Genomic DNA, 16,094 nt, shown 5'->3' with positions numbered 1-16,094 from the left:
CCCGCATTCATAACCAAATTTATCTATGATGGCGTCATCGCACACACTCGCGTCAACAACTGGCGGGTACAGCTGCGGCCAATCAGAGTTGCCTTAGGAGAGCGGTATGGGCAGATGCATTTTAGGTGGAGTTATGGCGTTATTTTCACTCATGGTGGGCGGGGCGATGGCGCAGGACCGTGACCGGTGGCAGCTGGCCGCTTCAGGTGTTGTGGAAGATGTTTTGTCTGGGCTGCAGTGGACACAGAACGGGACGTATAGGATTGGCGCGTTCGATCATAAGAACTGGAACCTGGCCCGTAATTATTGTGCTCGATTGACGCTGGAAGGTGGTGGTTGGGAGTTGCCGTCCGTTGATCAGCTTTCCGAGTTATACGTGGGTGCGGGTGATAGTAGGGTTCCATGTAGGGGGAGAAGGACGTGCGTAGTTCCGGGTCATTTTAATATTGGATGGGACGAGATTTGGGCGGATGAGACCAGGGTGTCATACGGAACACGTCGATGGAATCATGCGGCAAAATATAATCTTTCATCCGGAAGATACGGTGGGAAAAGTGGGTGGGGAGTAATTGGGCACTCATGGGCCGAAGTGTTATGCGTTAGACCCACTCCGGGGGGTGTCGTCGCGATGAAAAGGGAGCGTGAGCGCGCTCAACGACAGGCATTTATCGAGCAAGTAGAACAGGAAAGGCTTGAGAGGGAACGTGTCAGGCTCGACGTGGAGCTCCCGCTTTTGACATCTCGCGGTACGCGGATATGCAAAGTCGTTGCTCCATACACGTTCACCGGCTATGTCGATGACGTTAGTGAGGATCGCGCACGTATTCGAATCCTTGTGAATTCTGTAGCAGATGCTCACGGCATTGTCCCCGGTAGTCCGAGCCCAGAGGTAATTTGGGATAGACCAAGCAATTGGCGGGTTTGTGAATAGATTATTAATAGCAAAAGAATTTTATAAATGTCGTCGTAGCGGCCATGTTAAAGCCAGAAGGTTTTCCGGCAGGCATGATGTTCATGCGGACCGCAAGTTCTGCAGCTAACCGCGTATCCCCTTGATATCTTTGATGCGCACGGTTCAAGAATGTCACTACAAGACGGAGGCTTTGCCGTTGCGCCGCCAGCTTTCGAAAACCGTTGTCTCCGGCACGGCCGGTGCTTCTTTGCGAGATGGCCGCGCCAAAGGCGGATCGCGGGCAACCCCGGCCCACTCGCCGGCGATACCGCAAGCTGGTTGAACACGGATCATCCGGGGATTACGGGATCGCCCGTCGCGCCGCTTCGGCGAGGAAGCCGCTGCGGGTGGCGCCGCGTGCCTTGGCGGCTTCGTCGATCCGCGTCAGCAAGTCTTCCGGCAGGCTGATGTTCAAACGAACGGCCCGTGGCCGGATGCGACGCAGATCGATGTCGACCAGCATCCAGAATCCATCCGAATAGTCGTCGTTGTGCGTCCAGCGGTCCGGCGAACTGGGTGCCGGAACCGGATCGCTGTCGGCGCCGAAATGGGCTTCAACCGCTTCCTGGGCGGCAAGCGGCAGAGCTTGCAGTTCGTCGGCGGCTGCAAAACATCCGGGAAAGTCGGGGAAGCTGGCGCCGTAGGCGCTGTGTTCGTCCTTGTGAACATGGATCGGGTACAACATGGGTTCTGTCTCCTTGCGTTGATTCAACGCAGTCCGGCTTGCCTGAGGATGCTGCGCACGGTGGCCAGTGGCAGGTCCTTTTTCGGGTGAGGTACGGTGACCTTGCCCGGTTTCACGGGATGTTTGAATTGACGATGGGAGCCGACAGTGTGGACAGGAAACCATCCATCGGCCTGAATGCGCCTGATCAATTCGCCGCTGTTCACGCCGGCAATTCTATACACACAAATACACACAATCAAGTCCGCCCGGTCTCCGGCTGGCTGATCAAGATCCGGATGGGCTGAGCCGGACCTTGTCCGCTCCCTGCTTGCTGCGCACGCTGATTTGTCGGGCTTGCTGGTTGCATTCGGGTGGCGGTGGAAAGCGGCCTGGCGGCCGCAGCGGGCAGCAAGCTACCCGCCTACAAGAGCACGCACACCAGGGAGGAATCGCGTCGCTCCGAATTGCGTTGACGCATGTGCCGAACGGGATCGGCAGAATGCACATGGCCCGGACGTGCCGGGCCATGTGGTGTTGCGTTGAACAGGGCGGATCAGGCTTCGAACAGCGACCGCATCTTCTTCATGGCGGCGGCTTCGATCTGTCGCACGCGTTCGGCGGAGACGCCGTACTCGTCGGCCAGTTCCTGCAGCGTGGCCTTGGGCTCGGCGAGCCAGCGGCGCACGACGATGTCCTTGCTGCGCGCGTCGAGCCGCTCCAGGCCTTCGTGCAGCGCGCTGAGGGCGCGGTCATCCTGGTCGCTGCTGATGGCGGCGGATTCCGGATCCTGCGACTCGTCGACGAGGTAGGCGACCGGTGCCGGCGGTGCGTCGTCATCACCATCGTCCGGTGCGTCGAAACCGATGTCACGACCATTGAGGCGCGACTCCATTTCCATCACATCGGCCGGCGTCACGTTCAGTTCGCGGGCGACCGTGTTCACTTCCTCGTGCGTCAGCCAGCCCAGGCGCTTCTTCGCCTTGCGCAGGTTGAAGAAAAGCTTGCGCTGCGCCTTGGTCGTGGCGACCTTGACGATGCGCCAGTTCTTGAGGATGAACTCGTGGATCTCGGCCTTGATCCAGTGCACGGCGAACGACACCAGGCGCACGCCGACATCCGGGTCGAAGCGCTTCACGGCCTTCATCAGGCCGATGTTGCCTTCCTGCACGAGGTCGGCCATCGGCAGGCCGTAGCCAAGGTAGCCACGCGCGACATGGACCACGAAGCGCAGGTGCGAGAGCACCAGCTCACGGGCCGCGTCGAGATCCTGTTCCTCGGTGAAACGGCGCGCCAGCGCCTGTTCCTGCTCCGGCGTCAGCATCGGAACCTGGTTGACCGCGTGGATATAGCCGTCCAGGCTGCCGACCGCACTGGGGATGGGCAGGTTGTTGGTTATCAGGGCTTGGGTCACGGAGGTCTCCTTCATGCGGACCAATTTAGCAGTCGCGGGCTTAGAGTGCTAATCAGCCCCTGAGTTCCCCCTGAATGCCTGGCACTTTTCCATTTAATATCAACGCTTTAAATCGATATCGGCCTGCCGGGTCAGGTCCTGTTCGCCTTTTTCAGCCGGGTATGGGCTGCCCCGACGCCCGCGTCCAGCTGGTCCACCAGCGCTGGCAGGGCGGTCGCGGCCGTGGCCCGCCAGACCAGATCGACGCCGCCCGGCAGTCCACCGCCATCAGGATTGATCTCGGCGACGAAGGCGCCGTGTTCGCGGGCCAGGCTGGCAAGGCCCGCCGCCGGATAGACCTGGCCAGACGTGCCGATGACGAGGACCACCCCGGCGCCAGCGAGCAGGTCCTGCGCGGTCTGCCAGTCCGCCGTCGGCAGCGATTCGCCGAACCACACCACGCCCGGGCGGATGCGGCCCTCGCAACGACGGCAGCGTGGCGGTGCGAGCCGCAACGATGGCCGGGTCGCCAGCGTCGCATCGAAGCAATCGTGTTCGCAGGGGGCCGCGCATCCGCTGCAGCGTGGCCGGAACAGGCTGCCGTGCAGGTGCACGACGTCGGCGCTGCCGGCGCGCTCATGCAGGTCGTCCACGTTCTGGGTGACGACGCGGACTTCCGGATGCCTGTCTGCAAGGGCCGCCAGGGCCAGATGCCCTGCGTTGGGGCGGGCCTGGGCAACCAGCGCCATGCGCCATGCGTACCAGCCCCAGACCAGGTCGGGATCGGCGGCGAAGGCGTCCGACGTGGCCAGCCGCATGGGATCGAACTGCGACCACAGGCTGTCCTGGCCGCCGCGAAACGTCGGCACGCCGCTGTCGGCGGACATGCCGGCGCCTGTCAGCGCGACCACCCGAGGCGCGCCGGCAATGCGGCGTGCGAGCGGAATGGCGATGTCCTGGTCGGTCCGTGCTGACATGGCGAATCCTTGTCGTTCCGCTGCGCATGATCGTCACGCGCGCCGGCCCGCTAGCGTGGCCCCTGGAATGCAAGCCGTCTAGACTGGCGCTGACGCCCGGCCGGCTCGCCGGACGGGGATTCGCAGACCGACGGTCAGGGAGGATCGCCATGCCAGTCGCCAGCTCGCGCCAGGCCATCAGCCGGCAGTGGGAATTGCTTAAGTCCATTCCACGGCGGCCGCCAGGGTTGACGCCGGCCGAGTTGGCCAGTCGCCTTGAAGGCCTCGGCTACGCGGTCGACGTGCGCACGGTCCAGCGCGACCTCAACAACCTGTCGGCGCTGTTTCCGTTGCTGGCCGATGAGTCGGCCAAGCCTTATCGCTGGAGCTGGGCCGACGGCAGCGAACTGGATGTGCCTGGCATCGAGCTCGGCGATGCGGTCTCTCTGAAGCTGATGGAAGCATTCCTGCGTCCCCTGTTGCCGGCCTCCATCGTCAGCGCGCTGGCGCCGCGGTTTGAACTGGCCGGACGCAAGCTGGCGGAACTCGCCGGCAGCAATGCCGCGGCAAGGTGGCTGGACAAGGTCCATGTCGCGCTGCCGGCCCTGGGGCTGCAACCGCCGATCATCGGCGAAGGCGTGCTGGAACAGGTGCAGGCGGCGCTGTTCGCCGACCGGCAATTGCTGATGGACTATCGCAGCGCCGCCTCCGGTGGTGAAACGCGCCCGCTGCGCGTCCATCCGCTCGCGCTGGTGCAGCGGGGTGCGGTGTCCTACCTGGTGGCGACGATTGGCGACTACCAGGATCCGCGCCTGCTCGCGCTGCATCGAATGGATAGCGTGCGCCGCACCGAAGAATCTTCCCGGGTGCCGCAGGATTTCTCGCTGGAGGCCTTTGTCGCCAGTGGCGCGCTTGAGTTCGGCGATGGCGCCACGCCGGTGATCCGGTTGCAGGCCTGGGTGCATCCGGATCTGGCGCGGCACCTGCAGGAAACGCCGATGTCGGCGGACATGAAGCTGACGCCGACGCCCGAAGAGGACGGTTTCACCTTGCGTGCAACCGTCCGCGACACCTGGCAGCTGCGCTGGTGGCTGCTTTCGCAGGGCGCGCAGATCGTCGTGCGTTCGCCCGCCGCACTGCGACGAGGTCTGCGCGAATGCCTGCGCGAGGCCCTCGCCGGCTACGAAGAATGAGCGCAACGTTTCCCGGGGCTGCGACCTGTTCTGACGCGTCGCAAAGGCATGATGGCGACGTTCCGGCAAGGACGTCGCCATGGACTCTCCAGAAAAGCGCAGTGATGGCATCCATTCCGCCCAGATCGATCGCGCCAGCCTGAAATGCCTCATCGATGCGGCCGGTGATCGCAACACCCTGGCGCGCCGCTGCGGCTGGATGAACCTGGACAAGGGGCGGCGGCGCCTGCAGGCACTGGTCGATGGCGACCTTCGGCACTACGAGGATTTCCGCGAGGCGCTGGCGCGCGGACTTGGCATTTCCGCAGCGCAGCTGGATGCCGTTGTCGATGCCCAGCGCCATCGGGAGGCACGGCGCGCTGCCCGCGACTTCGTGCCGCATGTCGTCTGGCGCACCGCGCAGAGCCGGCCTTCCGGCATCACCCTCGCTGTCGCCTTCGGGTTCGTGTCCCGGCTGCGGTTCGATCCGGTTGACCGCACGCCGCTGGCGATGTTGCGCGACGCAGTGGCCCGATGCCCCGGCGAGCTTCCTTTCTTCGGGCGCGTCACCGGCTTCGTCATCAACTACCGGCCGGACCTGGCCATCCACTTCGACCGTCGGGGTCATCCCTTGCGCGAACTGCACCGCCCCGCCGGCATCGGCCTGGTCGGGGGGGGGATCGCCGCCCGAATGCGTGGTGTCCTGGCATCGGAATGAGCAGCAAGCGCCGGGCCGGCAGAGGCGATCGCGTTTCATGTCGAAGGGCCGCTCGCCACCGCTGCGCGCCGACGTCATCGGCATCCACCTGCACGACCTCGCTGTCCGCGCGCGGCTGCTGGACGAAGAAGTGAAACCGAGGACCTCGAGTGGGGCGGAGGGGTGGGCAGTGAAGGCCTGAACGCATCGGCTGCTGTCCTGGAGGTCTTCTGCAACGTGGCGGGTCTTTCCGTGGCCTGGGTGGCGGATACCAGGCCCGGCTTTTTCCGCCCAGCATCCCGACCGGGCATGCGCAGCGCGTTTCGCGAGCCGTTCCAGCGCTGCCTGGCGCGCTCCGGCGGTTGCGACGGCGGGCGCCGAAATACGGCCGGCTGCCGGTGCCACCGCCACAGAGGGCGACAACGGGCGCGGGCCGGATTCCGTCGCGGAACGCCGGCCGGCGTCACGGGGCGCGGGCTTCGCGCTTTGCCCGCGGCCGGGCACCGCGACAGCGCGTATGCGCGCAAGCGCCATGCATTCATCAACGCAAGGAGATCGCCATGTCATCAACCACCAGCGTCCCCGAAGCAACCGATTGCAGTGACAGCCTGGTGAAGGCTGCGCAACAGGTGGCGGCACGCCTGCTCGTGGCGGAAACCGATCACCGTCGCCTGGCGCGAGGGCTGCTCGACATGCCTGCCGTCGACCGGCTCGTGGAGCTGGGGCTGATCGCGGACGGGCCACCCGACAGCATGGATGGCAAGGCGCGTGGCTTCCGTGACTATGTCCGTCGGCTGATCCGTCGCGTGCAGCCTGTTGCGCGGGCCGCGGACATCCGTGTCGAACCCCTCGACCGCAACCTTGACCACGTCGCGCGCATCATTGGCCTGGATGACGTCGAACGCCGCGTGCTGCGTGTCGGCGCACTGATGTGCCTGTGCGGCCTGCTGCGCGAGGTCTTCGACAACGGCCGCTGCGCCCACAACGACTGGGAGCGCCAGCGGCAGTTGCGCGGACTGTTCGGCATCGATGCGGCGGAACTGGGCCGCCTGTTCTCCCGGCGCGCCCGTCTCTACCAGCTGGGCCTGTTCGATTACGGCGACCTGGACATGCAGGTCAGTGACCAGTTCGCACGCGGCCTGTGCGCCGACAACTTCGAGCCCATGCGGCTGGTCGCGCACAAGGTGCGGCAGGCCAGTGCCGGCAATCTGGCGCTCGAGGATTTCAGCCACCTGTCAGACCTGGACCGGTTGATGCGGCATGTCCGCATCAGTGTCGAACGCGGCGCCGCCGGTGTGAACGTACTGGTGTATGGACCACCCGGGACCGGCAAGACCCAGCTGGTGAAAAGCATCGCGGCCGAACTGGGATGCCAGCTGTGGGAGGTGCCCTCCGCCGACGAGGACGGTGACGTGCGCGACGGCAACGGCCGCGCCAACACCTATGCGCTGGTGCAGCGCCTGTTGCAGCGTGATGGCCGCAGCCTGGTGATGTTCGACGAGGTCGAGGACGTGTTCGGCCGCGGCCACGGCCTGCTCGACCTCTTTGGCGGGCACCGCTCCGCTCGCAACAGCAAGGGCTGGATCAACGAGCAGCTGGAAGGAAATCCCGTGCCCACCTTCTGGCTCTGCAATGACATCGGCGCCATGGATCCCGCCCATATCCGCCGGTTCGACGAGGTGCTCGAGTTGCGCGCGCCCAATCGCGCCGTCCGTGCACGCATCGTCGCCCGCCACCTGCCCGGCGACCTGGTGTCCGAGGACTGCCGCCGTCGCATCACCGCGATCGAGAACCTGCCTCCCGCACAGGTCGAGCGCGCCGGGCGCGTCGTCGCCGCGCTTGCCGACGCCAGCCAGGCCGAGCGGGACCAGGCCGTGCTGCGGGTGCTGGAGAATTCCCTGCGTGCCATGGGGATGATGGCGCGGCTGCCTCCACCCGTACTGCCCGGCCACTACGATCCCGGTGTGCTCAATGCGGATGCCGACCTGGAGGAAATCGTGCAACTGCTGTCCAGCGGCGAAGGTGCACGGCTGCTGCTGTATGGTCCTTCCGGGACCGGAAAGACCGCATTCGCGCACTACCTGGGCGAACGGCTGGACCGGCCCGTGCTGGTTCGCCGCCTGTCCGATCTGCTCGACATGTTCGTCGGCGGTACCGAACGCAATATCGCCGAAGCCTTCGCCAGCGCACGCAACGAAGGCGCCATCCTGCTGATCGACGAGGCCGACGGACTGCTGCGCGAGCGCGAGGGAGCACGGGCCAGCTGGGAGGTCACCCAGGTCAACGAGATGCTCACCCAGATGGAGAGTTTCGACGGGGTATTCATCGCCTCCACCAACCTGGTCGGCCAGCTCGATGCGGCCAGCCTGCGCCGCTTCGACTTCAAGCTGCGCTTTGACGGACTGCGCCGTGATCAGCGCGAAGCCATGTTCCGGCGCCTGTGGGCCGATCTTGCCGGCGGTGAGGCCAGCGCCACCGATCCTGATCCAGCCAGCCTGGAGCGCGTCGCCGCGCTGGATGGCCTCACACCCGGCGATTTCGCCACCGTTCGCCGCCAGCTTGAACGGGGCCGCGCCCGCGTGAGTGCCGCTACCATCGCCGGACGGCTGGCCGCCGAGGTGGCGCTGAAGCCCGGCGCCCGCCGACATCCCATCGGCTTCCAGCCCGCCTGAGGCCTGCCGGCAAGGGCAGGGCATCGCCGGCACGGCGAACGCCGTGTCGGCTCCGGTTCTTTTCCTGCGTATCGCCGAAGGTGGGTACCAATATGGAGATGGCGATGGACATGCGTGCGGGACTCGTTGCGCTGGCGACAGTGCTGGCGGTGGCGTGGGCCGTGGAAGCCGGCGCGCAGTTCGTCAGCGAGTCGCGCAACCTGGATGTGGACGGCACGAACCGCAGTTACCTGCTCGCCCGGCCGGAGCCGATGCCGGCGCAGCCGTTGCCGCTGGTGATCTCCCTGCATGGCGACGGCGGCAACAGTGCCGGCATGCGCGCGGCGTTGCCCCTGGAAATGGCGGCTTCGAACGCCGGCCAGGCGGCCGTGTTCGTCTATCCGAAATCCGCCGCGGGCGCCTTCGAATACTGGAGCGAAGCCGCCCGCGCGCACGAAGGACGGTTCGTGCAGCAGCTCATCTCCACCTTGCAGGCGGAACTGGGCATCGACAGCGGACACGTCTACCTGTCCGGTTTCAGCGGCGGCGCGACCATGGCCAATGCGCTGGGATGCCGGCTGGGCCGGGATGTCATCCGCGGCCTGGGCATCCATTCCGGATCGCTGTATCCGGTCGGCGGCGACTTCGGTTACACGCCGGGTGGTGGCGTGGATTGCGCGCTGCCACCGGCGATCCTCGTGTGGGGCATGACCGACGCCACGCCGGGTGTTGATTACGCGACCGGACAGGCGATCCGGAACAACTATCTCGCGACTCATGGCTGCGCCGCGACCTCGACGCCATCGGCGCCTTCACCCTGCGTCGCCTACGATGCCTGCACGCATGCGGTGAACTGGTGCGCGATCCCGGGACTGGGACATTCGGTGTGGGGCGGCGGCAGCGCCGCAGGGCAGAGTGCAGCCACCGCGATCTGGAACTTCATCGCCGGCAGCGTGCCTGACCTCATCTTCGCCAACGGCTTCGATCCGTCCGCGCCATCGGGTGATCGATGGGTGATGGGTTACTACGTGGGCTACGAACGCAACCTGCAGGCGCCGGCGCAGATCGACTTCTCCGGTTTGACGCACCTGATGGTCGGGCGGGTGATTCCGAACGCCGACGCGACCATCACGGCGCACTTCGATATCGACTTCGTCAACGGCCCGGCCTGGGCGCAGCAGGCGGTGGATGCCGCGCATGCCGCGCAACGCAAGGCGATCCTGATGGTCGGCGGCGCCGGCGAGATCGACGGCTGGCGCGCGGCCGCGACGCCGGCGAACCGTCCTGCATTCGTCGCCAACCTGCTCGCCGCCATGGACCAGTTCGGCGCCGACGGCATCGACCTGGACTGGGAACCGATCGATACCCAGGACCACGCCAACCTGCTGGCGCTTGCGCAAGCGCTGCGCGCTGCACGCCCTGCGATGCTGTTGACGCTGCCGGTGGGCTGGGTGAACACCAACATGCAGTGGAACCCGCGACCACCGGGCGAGGAGGCGTTCCTGCAGGCGATCGCGCCCGTGCTCGACCGCATCAATGTGATGTCCTACGAGATGGCGGCGGACTATTCCGGCTGGCACAGCTGGTTCGCGTCGCCCCTTCACGGCCACGGCGCGAACACGCCGAGCTCGGTGTCGTCGAGCATCGACTACTACCTCGACAGTGGCGTGCCGGCGGCAAAGCTGGGCGTCGGTTTCGGCTTCTACGGCAACTGTTTCCGCAACGTCACGCAGCCGCGCGTGCCAGTGTCGCCGGGCGATTTCGTCACCAGTGACGGCGCCATGAGCTATCGCAACATCGTCGCGCAGTTCCTGCCGGCGATGACGGCGAATTACGACAACGTCGCGCAGGCGCCGTGGCTGGGGTCCGGCGCGCCCGTGGGCGCGCCGGGCTGCAACCTGGTGACCTACGAGGACCCGCAGTCGGTGGCCGCCAAGGCGCAGTACGCGCGCGCCGCGCAGTTGGGCGGCGCCATCATCTGGACGATCAGCCAGGGCCATCTGCCGGGTAATCCTGTCGGCCAGCGCGATCCGCTGCTGGCTGTGCTGCGCCAGGACTACCTGGATTGAGGTGAGGGCTGTGCGGCTTCGCCGCGGGAAACAGGATGCCCGCAGGCCGCCGCCAGTCTGCGCCACTCGACACGGCGGGACCGTTGCCGACGCCGTCGGAGTCGACGATGCAGGGAGGTGTTCCCGCGCCGGTGGCGGCCGCCGTCGAGGGCCAGATTGGCCTGGCTGGCACGGATTCGCCGAACCACGGGCGAGGGCAGGCCTTGCGTCGCGCCGGTATGGCCTGGCCGCGCGCACCCGGCACCCGGTCGCCTGGCCGCATCGGGGTTGGCAACGGGGATCCCCAATCCCGTCGCGCGTGGTGCCACGGCGGCGTGCGCACGCGCTATCGTGGGGCGATGACTGACCCGTTTCCGCAACGCATTGTCTGCCTCACCGAGGAAAGCACCGAGACGCTGTACCTGCTGGGCGAACAGGACCGCATCGTCGGCATCTCCGGCTTCACCGTGCGACCACCGCGGGCGCGCAAGGAGAAGCCCAAGGTCTCGGCCTTCACCAGCGCCAAGGTGCACGAAATCGAACGGCTTGAACCGGATCTGGTCATCGGGTTTTCCGACATCCAGGCCGACATCGCCGCCGCACTGATCCGGCGTGGCATCGAAGTCTGGGTCAGCAACCACCGTTCGGTGGCCGGCATCCTCGCCTACATGCGACGGCTCGGCGCGATGGTTGGCGCGGACGACCGCGCGCGCGACCTGTGCCGGCGCGCGCAGGCGCACCTCGACCTCGTGGCGGCGCAGGCGGCGCGGCTGCCCAGACGGCCGCGCGTTTACTTCGAGGAATGGGACGAGCCCAACATCAGCGGCATCCGCTGGGTGTCCGAACTGCTCGCCATCGCCGGCGGTGATGACGTGTTCCCTGAGCTGGCCCGGGAATCGCTGGCGAAGGGCCGCATCCTCGCCGATCCGCTCGAGCCGGCGCGGCGCGACCCGGACATCGTCATCGGGTCGTGGTGCGGCAAGAAGTTCCGGCCCGACCATGTCGCCGCGCGACCGGGCTGGGCCGATGTCGCCGCGGTGCGCGACGGCGAACTGCATGAAGTGAAGTCGGCGCTGATCCTGCAACCCGGTCCGGCCGCGCTGTTCGACGGCATCGATGCGCTGTCGGCGATCATCCAGCGCTGGGCAGCGCGCCGGGGCTGATCGATCAGAAGCCCAGGCGCTTCTCGGCGACGATCCACAGGGTCGCGCTGAGGCGGTTGACCGGCCACAGGCGTTCGAGCACCCGGTTCAGCGGCTGCAAGCCGTTGAACAGCCGCGCCAGGCCGGGCCGGGCCGCCGGATCCGGCGGCGCGACCGGCAGCACCTGGTGCCAGCCACCGCGAAGCGGCATGAAACCGTGCTGCAGCAGGCGCGCCTGCATCGACGACAAACGATAGCGGCGCGCATGCGCGTGCGCCGGCCAGCGCCAGCGTGCCAGCCACTCGCTCAGTGAACCGGCATTGGGCAGGTGCGTGATGACCAGCCGGCCGCCGGGACGCAGCACGCGCCACAACTCGTCCAGCGCATGGCCGTCATTGGCGACATGTTCCAGCGTGCCCCCGGCGAGGACGACATCGAAGCTGTAGGCGGCGTAGGGCAGGGGCGTCGAGAAGCCGACCTGCGCGTACTGCAGGCCGAGCCTCGCATGGACGGCGGCATAGGATTCCGCCGGCACCACATCGCAGCCCCACAGCCCGAGCCCATCACCAAGCTCATGGCGCGCCAGCCAGCCGAAGACGCCATCGCGACAGCCCCAGTCGAGCACGGTGGTGGCGCCGTCGAGCGCGAAGCGTACCTTCGACCAGGCATGGGCGAGTTCCTGGCTGGCCGCCCCGGCGGCGCGCTTGCGCTCCAGATAGGCATCGCCATCCGTCGTCGCGCCGGCGTAGAACGCCGCGAGTGCGGCCGCGGTGGCCTGGTTGTCGTGGCGCGAAGTCGCGCTCATTCGCCGATGAGCAGATGTTCGAAGCGCACGGGAATGCTGCGACGGGCACCGTCGGGCGTGACTTCCAGTTCGAAGCGCAGGTTCTCCTCGCCGCGGATGCGGAATTCGCCGATGTAGTAGATGGCATCCTGGTCCCGCAATTCGCGCATCTGGATGGTGTTGCGCTGTCCGGTCAGGCTGCGCACCTGCGCCTCCACCCTTGCGGCGACGGCCCTGGGTTGCGCCTCGCCTTCGACCTGGCGCAGGACCGCGACGTTGATCAGCGCCAGCGTGCCCGAGCGCGTGATGCCGTAGCCGCGTGCCACCGATGCGTCAAGCGCGGTGGTGGGAATCACGTTGTAGTGCACGATGTATTCGCCGTCCCGGTGCGCGCGTTCCGCCATTGCCGGCAACGCGAACAGCACTGTCGCGATTGCGAAAACAGCGGCGGCGATCCTGGAAGTCGCGGATGTCATGATGTCCTCCGGTGGCCGGTGCGTGGCGCCTCAGGCTCCGCCCAGAAGGCGTGCGGCGAGGTCGAACAGCGGCTGCACGATCAGGATGCGCAGCACCTGCACCAGCAGCAGTGCCAGCATCGCCGACAGGTCGAGGCCGCCCATCGGCGGCACCAGCCGGCGGATCGGCGCCAGCAGGGGCTCGGTGATCTGGTAGATCAGTGGCACGGCCGGGTTGCGGTTGTCGACCGGCACCCAGCTGAGGATGACGCCGATCAGCAGCGTCCAGAACCAGATCCACAGCAGCATGGAAATCACGTCGGCCAGTGCCGCGACGGCCGCCGCGGCGAAGGGCAGGGTCGCACCAACCAGCGCCACCGTCGCGTAGATCTTCAGCACGGCGATCAGCCAGACGACGAGAACGCCAGCCAGTTCGACGCGGCCGAGGGGTGGAATGACGCGGCGCAACGGTCCGATGACCGGTTGCGTCGCCTTGTGCAGCAGTTGGCAGATCGGATTGTAGAAATTCGCGCCGGAGGCCTGCAGCATCACCCGCAGCAGGAACACCACCATGGCAAGGGTGAAGATCGCACTGACGACCAGTTGTCCGGCGTTGCCGAGGTAACTCATGGGTTGGAATCTGCGGGTCGGGACAGTTCAGCGCCGCGCCGGGTGGCGGCATCGATGGCCTGTTCGACGCCGGCATTGAAGCCGCTGTCGTCGAAGGCGGCCATGGCGGCGGCGGTGGTACCGCCGGGCGAAGTGACACGCTGGCGCAAGGTGGTCGCGTCCTCGCCGGTTTCAAGGGCCATGCGCGCGGCGCCGAACACGGTGTGCAGCACCAGCGTGCGCGCACTGTCGGCCGGCAGGCCCTGCGCGACTGCCGCCGCCTGCATCGCCTCGATCAGCCGGAACACGTAGGCCGGCCCGGAGCCGGAGACGGCGGTAACCGCGTCCATCAGGTCCTCGTCGTCGATCCACACGGTGACGCCGACGGCATCCATCAGGTGCTGCGCCAGCGCGCGCTGGCGGTCGGTGCAGAGGCGGTTGCCGAACAGCCCTGTCGCACCGGCCTGCAGCAGGGCCGGCGTGTTCGGCATGGCGCGGATGACGGCGCGCTGGCCGCCCAGCCAGGCGTCGATCTGCCCGCTGCGGATGCCGGCGGCGATCGAGACCACGGGAATGCCGGTCGGAAGGTAGGGGGCCAGTCCGGTGCAGACGTCGGCCATGACCTGAGGCTTCACGGCCAGCAGCACCAGGTCGGCGCCGGTGACCGCCTCGGCATTGTCGCGGGCGATGGTGACGCCGAAATCCTTCGCCAGGGCGGCGGTGGCCGCGGCGCTGGGATCGGCGACGCGCAGTGCCTGAGCGCGATGGCCCTGGGCACGCAGGCCGGCGATCAGGCTGCGCGCCATGTTGCCGCCGCCGATGAAGGCGAGGACCGGCGCGCGGTCCGGATTGAGGTCGGGCGAGGTCATGCGTCGATGCGTGGGCCGGAGATCAACGGAGTCGCAGAGGATAGCAGCCGCTGACGGCGGCACCTACGGCGGGCGGCAGTCCGCATCGCTTCGTCGAAGGGCGGTGGCAGCCGGGCGAAAACGTCGGGCCGCCGCTTGTTGGCGGGAACCGCTCGACCTATAACGGGCCTTTACGCATTGTCGAGGTATAGACGCATGTCACTGCGAGCCTGTGTGCTGGCCCTGGCCACGTTGTTGAGTTCGCCGCTGGTGTCCGCTGCCGAGGCGCGCGCCGCCGAGCCGGGCACCGCCAGGGACGTCCAGGACCGCCTGGTCGAATCGCGGCACAGCATCGGCATCGATGGCAGCCGCATCAACTACCGCGCGGTGGCGGGAACAACCGTGCTGCACGACCGCCAGGGCAAGCCACGCGCCGAAGTGTTTTCCGTCGCCTACCTGCGCGAAGGTGTCAGCGATGTTTCGCGTCGGCCCGTCACTTACGTCTTCAACGGCGGACCGGGCTCCTCCTCGGTCTGGCTGCACCTGGGGATCATCGGTCCACGCCGCGTCGATTTCGCCGACGCCGTGCAGCCGCAGCCGGCGCCGTACCGCCTGGTGGACAACGCGCATGGTCTGCTCGAAGTCAGCGACCTGGTGTTCATCGATCCGGTCGGGACCGGTTACAGCCGCGCGCTGGGCGACGCGAAGGATGCCGATTTCCACGGCGTGAAGGAGGACATCGAATCGGTGGGCCAGTTCATCCGCCTGTGGACGCAGCGCAACGGACGCTGGAACAGCCCGAAGTACCTGGCCGGCGAAAGCTACGGCACCACGCGTGCCGCCGGACTGGTCAACCACCTGCAGAACAACGAGGGCATGTTCTTCAACGGCGTGATGCTGATCTCGTCGATCCTGAACTTCCAGACGGCGCGCTTCGCGCCGGGCAACGACCTGCCCTACATCCTGTTCCTGCCCACCTACGCCGCCACCGCCTGGTACCACGGCCGCATCCAGCCGCGCACCGACCTGGCGGCCTTCCTTGCCGAAGTGCGCGCGTTCGCCGGTGGCGACTATGCCGCCGCGTTGATGCTGGGTGACCGCCTGCCCGAAGAACAGGCCCAGGCGATTGCCGGGCGCGTCGCCGCCTACACCGGCACGACGCCGGCCTTCGTGCGCAACAACAACCTGCGCGTGCCCATCTTCCGCTTCACCAAGGAGCTGCTGCGCGACCAGCGTCGCAGCGTCGGACGCCTCGACAGCCGCTATGTCGGCATCGACCGCGACGCCGCCGACGACCGCTTTGATGCCGATCCCTCGTACACCGCCATCCTCGGACCCTATACCGCGGTACTGGGCGACTACCTGCGCAGCGCGCTGAAGTTCGAGGACGACCGCAAGTACGAAATCCTCAGCGGCGAACCCGGCCGCAACTGGAAGTGGGGCAGCGGATTCGTCAACACCGGCGAGGATCTGCGCGAGGCGATCAGCCGCAATCCGCACCTGCGCGTCTATGTCGCCAACGGCTACTACGACCTGGCGACGCCGTTCTACGCTACCGAATACACCTTCGACCACCTCGGCCTGGAGCCGGCGCTGCGTGGCAATGTGTCGATGAGCTATTTCGAGTCCGGCCACATGATGTACCAGCACCCCGAGTCGCTCGCCCGCCTGGGCCGCGAACTGCGCGCCTTCATCGGCGCCACCGCGCCGTAAGCCGATCCCG

15 protein-coding genes are annotated in these 16,094 nt (G+C 66.9%); 7 read left to right on the top strand and 8 right to left on the bottom strand.

Features of this window, described 5'->3' with window-relative positions; genetic code table 11:
- Positions 1-1,253: 1,253 nt before the first annotated feature.
- The 4 genes from EDC25_RS07300 to EDC25_RS07285 all read right to left on the bottom strand — a co-directional run bounded on the left by EDC25_RS07300 (position 1,254) and on the right by EDC25_RS07285 (position 3,986).
- On the bottom strand, positions 1,254-1,637 hold the full coding sequence (locus EDC25_RS07300; RefSeq protein ID WP_123520596.1) for a type II toxin-antitoxin system HicB family antitoxin: 384 nt from the start codon (positions 1,635-1,637) through the stop codon (positions 1,254-1,256).
- Between the two features lie 23 nt (positions 1,638-1,660).
- Positions 1,661-1,843, bottom strand: coding sequence for a type II toxin-antitoxin system HicA family toxin (locus EDC25_RS07295; protein WP_123520595.1), 183 nt, complete (start codon positions 1,841-1,843; stop codon positions 1,661-1,663).
- A gap of 329 nt (positions 1,844-2,172) precedes the next feature.
- Positions 2,173-3,045: an RNA polymerase sigma factor RpoH gene (gene rpoH / locus EDC25_RS07290; RefSeq protein ID WP_123520594.1), complete on the bottom strand. Its 873-nt coding sequence runs from the start codon at positions 3,043-3,045 to the stop codon at positions 2,173-2,175.
- 116 nt (positions 3,046-3,161) lie between these two features.
- The gene (locus EDC25_RS07285; protein WP_123520593.1) at positions 3,162-3,986 is read right to left on the bottom strand and encodes an SIR2 family NAD-dependent protein deacylase; all 825 of its coding nucleotides are present in this window, start codon (positions 3,984-3,986) and stop codon (positions 3,162-3,164) included.
- Between the two features lie 149 nt (positions 3,987-4,135).
- Between EDC25_RS07285 and EDC25_RS07280 the strand changes: the two genes are divergently transcribed.
- The 6 genes from EDC25_RS07280 to EDC25_RS07260 all read left to right on the top strand — a co-directional run bounded on the left by EDC25_RS07280 (position 4,136) and on the right by EDC25_RS07260 (position 11,696).
- The gene (locus EDC25_RS07280) at positions 4,136-5,158 is read left to right on the top strand and encodes a helix-turn-helix transcriptional regulator (protein ID WP_164483835.1); all 1,023 of its coding nucleotides are present in this window, start codon (positions 4,136-4,138) and stop codon (positions 5,156-5,158) included.
- A gap of 79 nt (positions 5,159-5,237) precedes the next feature.
- The gene (locus EDC25_RS07275; RefSeq protein WP_123520591.1) at positions 5,238-5,855 is read left to right on the top strand and encodes a hypothetical protein; all 618 of its coding nucleotides are present in this window, start codon (positions 5,238-5,240) and stop codon (positions 5,853-5,855) included.
- A 37-nt stretch (positions 5,856-5,892) separates the two neighbouring features.
- Complete coding sequence (locus tag EDC25_RS14695) at positions 5,893-6,036, top strand: hypothetical protein (protein WP_165910884.1); 144 nt, start codon at positions 5,893-5,895, stop codon at positions 6,034-6,036.
- A 358-nt stretch (positions 6,037-6,394) separates the two neighbouring features.
- Entirely contained in the window at positions 6,395-8,506 is a 2,112-nt protein-coding gene (locus tag EDC25_RS07270) for an AAA family ATPase (RefSeq protein ID WP_132577376.1), read from the top strand.
- Positions 8,507-8,610: 104 nt separating this feature from the next.
- A complete protein-coding gene (locus tag EDC25_RS07265) occupies positions 8,611-10,554 on the top strand; it encodes a glycosyl hydrolase family 18 protein (RefSeq protein ID WP_164483834.1) in 1,944 nt (647 codons plus the stop codon).
- 338 nt (positions 10,555-10,892) lie between these two features.
- Entirely contained in the window at positions 10,893-11,696 is an 804-nt protein-coding gene (locus EDC25_RS07260; RefSeq protein WP_123520588.1) for an ABC transporter substrate-binding protein, read from the top strand.
- A 4-nt stretch (positions 11,697-11,700) separates the two neighbouring features.
- Here the strand turns inward: EDC25_RS07260 and EDC25_RS07255 are convergent, their stop codons facing one another.
- From EDC25_RS07255 to proC, 4 genes are read right to left on the bottom strand one after another with little or no spacing between them, the layout of a single operon-like run.
- On the bottom strand, positions 11,701-12,480 hold the full coding sequence (locus EDC25_RS07255; RefSeq protein WP_123520587.1) for a class I SAM-dependent methyltransferase: 780 nt from the start codon (positions 12,478-12,480) through the stop codon (positions 11,701-11,703).
- On the bottom strand, positions 12,477-12,935 hold the full coding sequence (locus tag EDC25_RS07250) for a DUF4426 domain-containing protein (RefSeq protein WP_123520586.1): 459 nt from the start codon (positions 12,933-12,935) through the stop codon (positions 12,477-12,479). Before EDC25_RS07250 ends, EDC25_RS07255 begins: the two co-directional genes overlap by 4 nt.
- A 30-nt stretch (positions 12,936-12,965) precedes the next feature.
- Positions 12,966-13,544, bottom strand: a complete 579-nt coding sequence (locus EDC25_RS07245; RefSeq protein WP_123520585.1) for a YggT family protein — start codon at positions 13,542-13,544, stop codon at positions 12,966-12,968.
- A complete protein-coding gene (gene proC, locus EDC25_RS07240) occupies positions 13,541-14,392 on the bottom strand; it encodes a pyrroline-5-carboxylate reductase (RefSeq protein ID WP_123520584.1) in 852 nt (283 codons plus the stop codon). The genes EDC25_RS07245 and proC overlap by 4 nt, the downstream gene beginning before the upstream one ends.
- A 195-nt stretch (positions 14,393-14,587) precedes the next feature.
- Here proC and EDC25_RS07235 point away from each other — a divergent pair, with 195 nt between their 5' ends.
- On the top strand, positions 14,588-16,084 hold the full coding sequence (locus EDC25_RS07235) for a S10 family peptidase (RefSeq protein WP_123520583.1): 1,497 nt from the start codon (positions 14,588-14,590) through the stop codon (positions 16,082-16,084).
- Positions 16,085-16,094: the final 10 nt, after the last annotated feature.

The sequence above is a fragment of the Pseudofulvimonas gallinarii genome (assembly GCF_004343305.1).
GTDB lineage: Bacteria > Pseudomonadota > Gammaproteobacteria > Xanthomonadales > UBA2363 > Pseudofulvimonas > Pseudofulvimonas gallinarii.
This window is presented reverse-complemented; position numbering and strand designations above follow the sequence as displayed.

What these genes read in the sequence shown, in the direction of transcription:
- EDC25_RS07300 (WP_123520596.1), bottom strand. Translation starts at nt 1,637, where the DNA reads ATGTTGTACCCGATCCATGTTCACAAGGACGAACACAGCGCCTACGGC.
- rpoH (WP_123520594.1), bottom strand. Translation starts at nt 3,045, where the DNA reads ATGAAGGAGACCTCCGTGACCCAAGCCCTGATAACCAACAACCTGCCC.
- EDC25_RS07285 (WP_123520593.1), bottom strand. Translation starts at nt 3,986, where the DNA reads ATGTCAGCACGGACCGACCAGGACATCGCCATTCCGCTCGCACGCCGC.
- EDC25_RS07280 (WP_164483835.1), top strand. Translation starts at nt 4,136, where the DNA reads ATGCCAGTCGCCAGCTCGCGCCAGGCCATCAGCCGGCAGTGGGAATTG.
- EDC25_RS07275 (WP_123520591.1), top strand. Translation starts at nt 5,238, where the DNA reads ATGGACTCTCCAGAAAAGCGCAGTGATGGCATCCATTCCGCCCAGATC.
- EDC25_RS14695 (WP_165910884.1), top strand. Translation starts at nt 5,893, where the DNA reads ATGTCGAAGGGCCGCTCGCCACCGCTGCGCGCCGACGTCATCGGCATC.
- EDC25_RS07270 (WP_132577376.1), top strand. Translation starts at nt 6,395, where the DNA reads ATGTCATCAACCACCAGCGTCCCCGAAGCAACCGATTGCAGTGACAGC.
- EDC25_RS07265 (WP_164483834.1), top strand. Translation starts at nt 8,611, where the DNA reads ATGGACATGCGTGCGGGACTCGTTGCGCTGGCGACAGTGCTGGCGGTG.
- EDC25_RS07260 (WP_123520588.1), top strand. Translation starts at nt 10,893, where the DNA reads ATGACTGACCCGTTTCCGCAACGCATTGTCTGCCTCACCGAGGAAAGC.
- EDC25_RS07255 (WP_123520587.1), bottom strand. Translation starts at nt 12,480, where the DNA reads ATGAGCGCGACTTCGCGCCACGACAACCAGGCCACCGCGGCCGCACTC.
- EDC25_RS07250 (WP_123520586.1), bottom strand. Translation starts at nt 12,935, where the DNA reads ATGACATCCGCGACTTCCAGGATCGCCGCCGCTGTTTTCGCAATCGCG.
- EDC25_RS07245 (WP_123520585.1), bottom strand. Translation starts at nt 13,544, where the DNA reads ATGAGTTACCTCGGCAACGCCGGACAACTGGTCGTCAGTGCGATCTTC.
- proC (WP_123520584.1), bottom strand. Translation starts at nt 14,392, where the DNA reads ATGACCTCGCCCGACCTCAATCCGGACCGCGCGCCGGTCCTCGCCTTC.
- EDC25_RS07235 (WP_123520583.1), top strand. Translation starts at nt 14,588, where the DNA reads ATGTCACTGCGAGCCTGTGTGCTGGCCCTGGCCACGTTGTTGAGTTCG.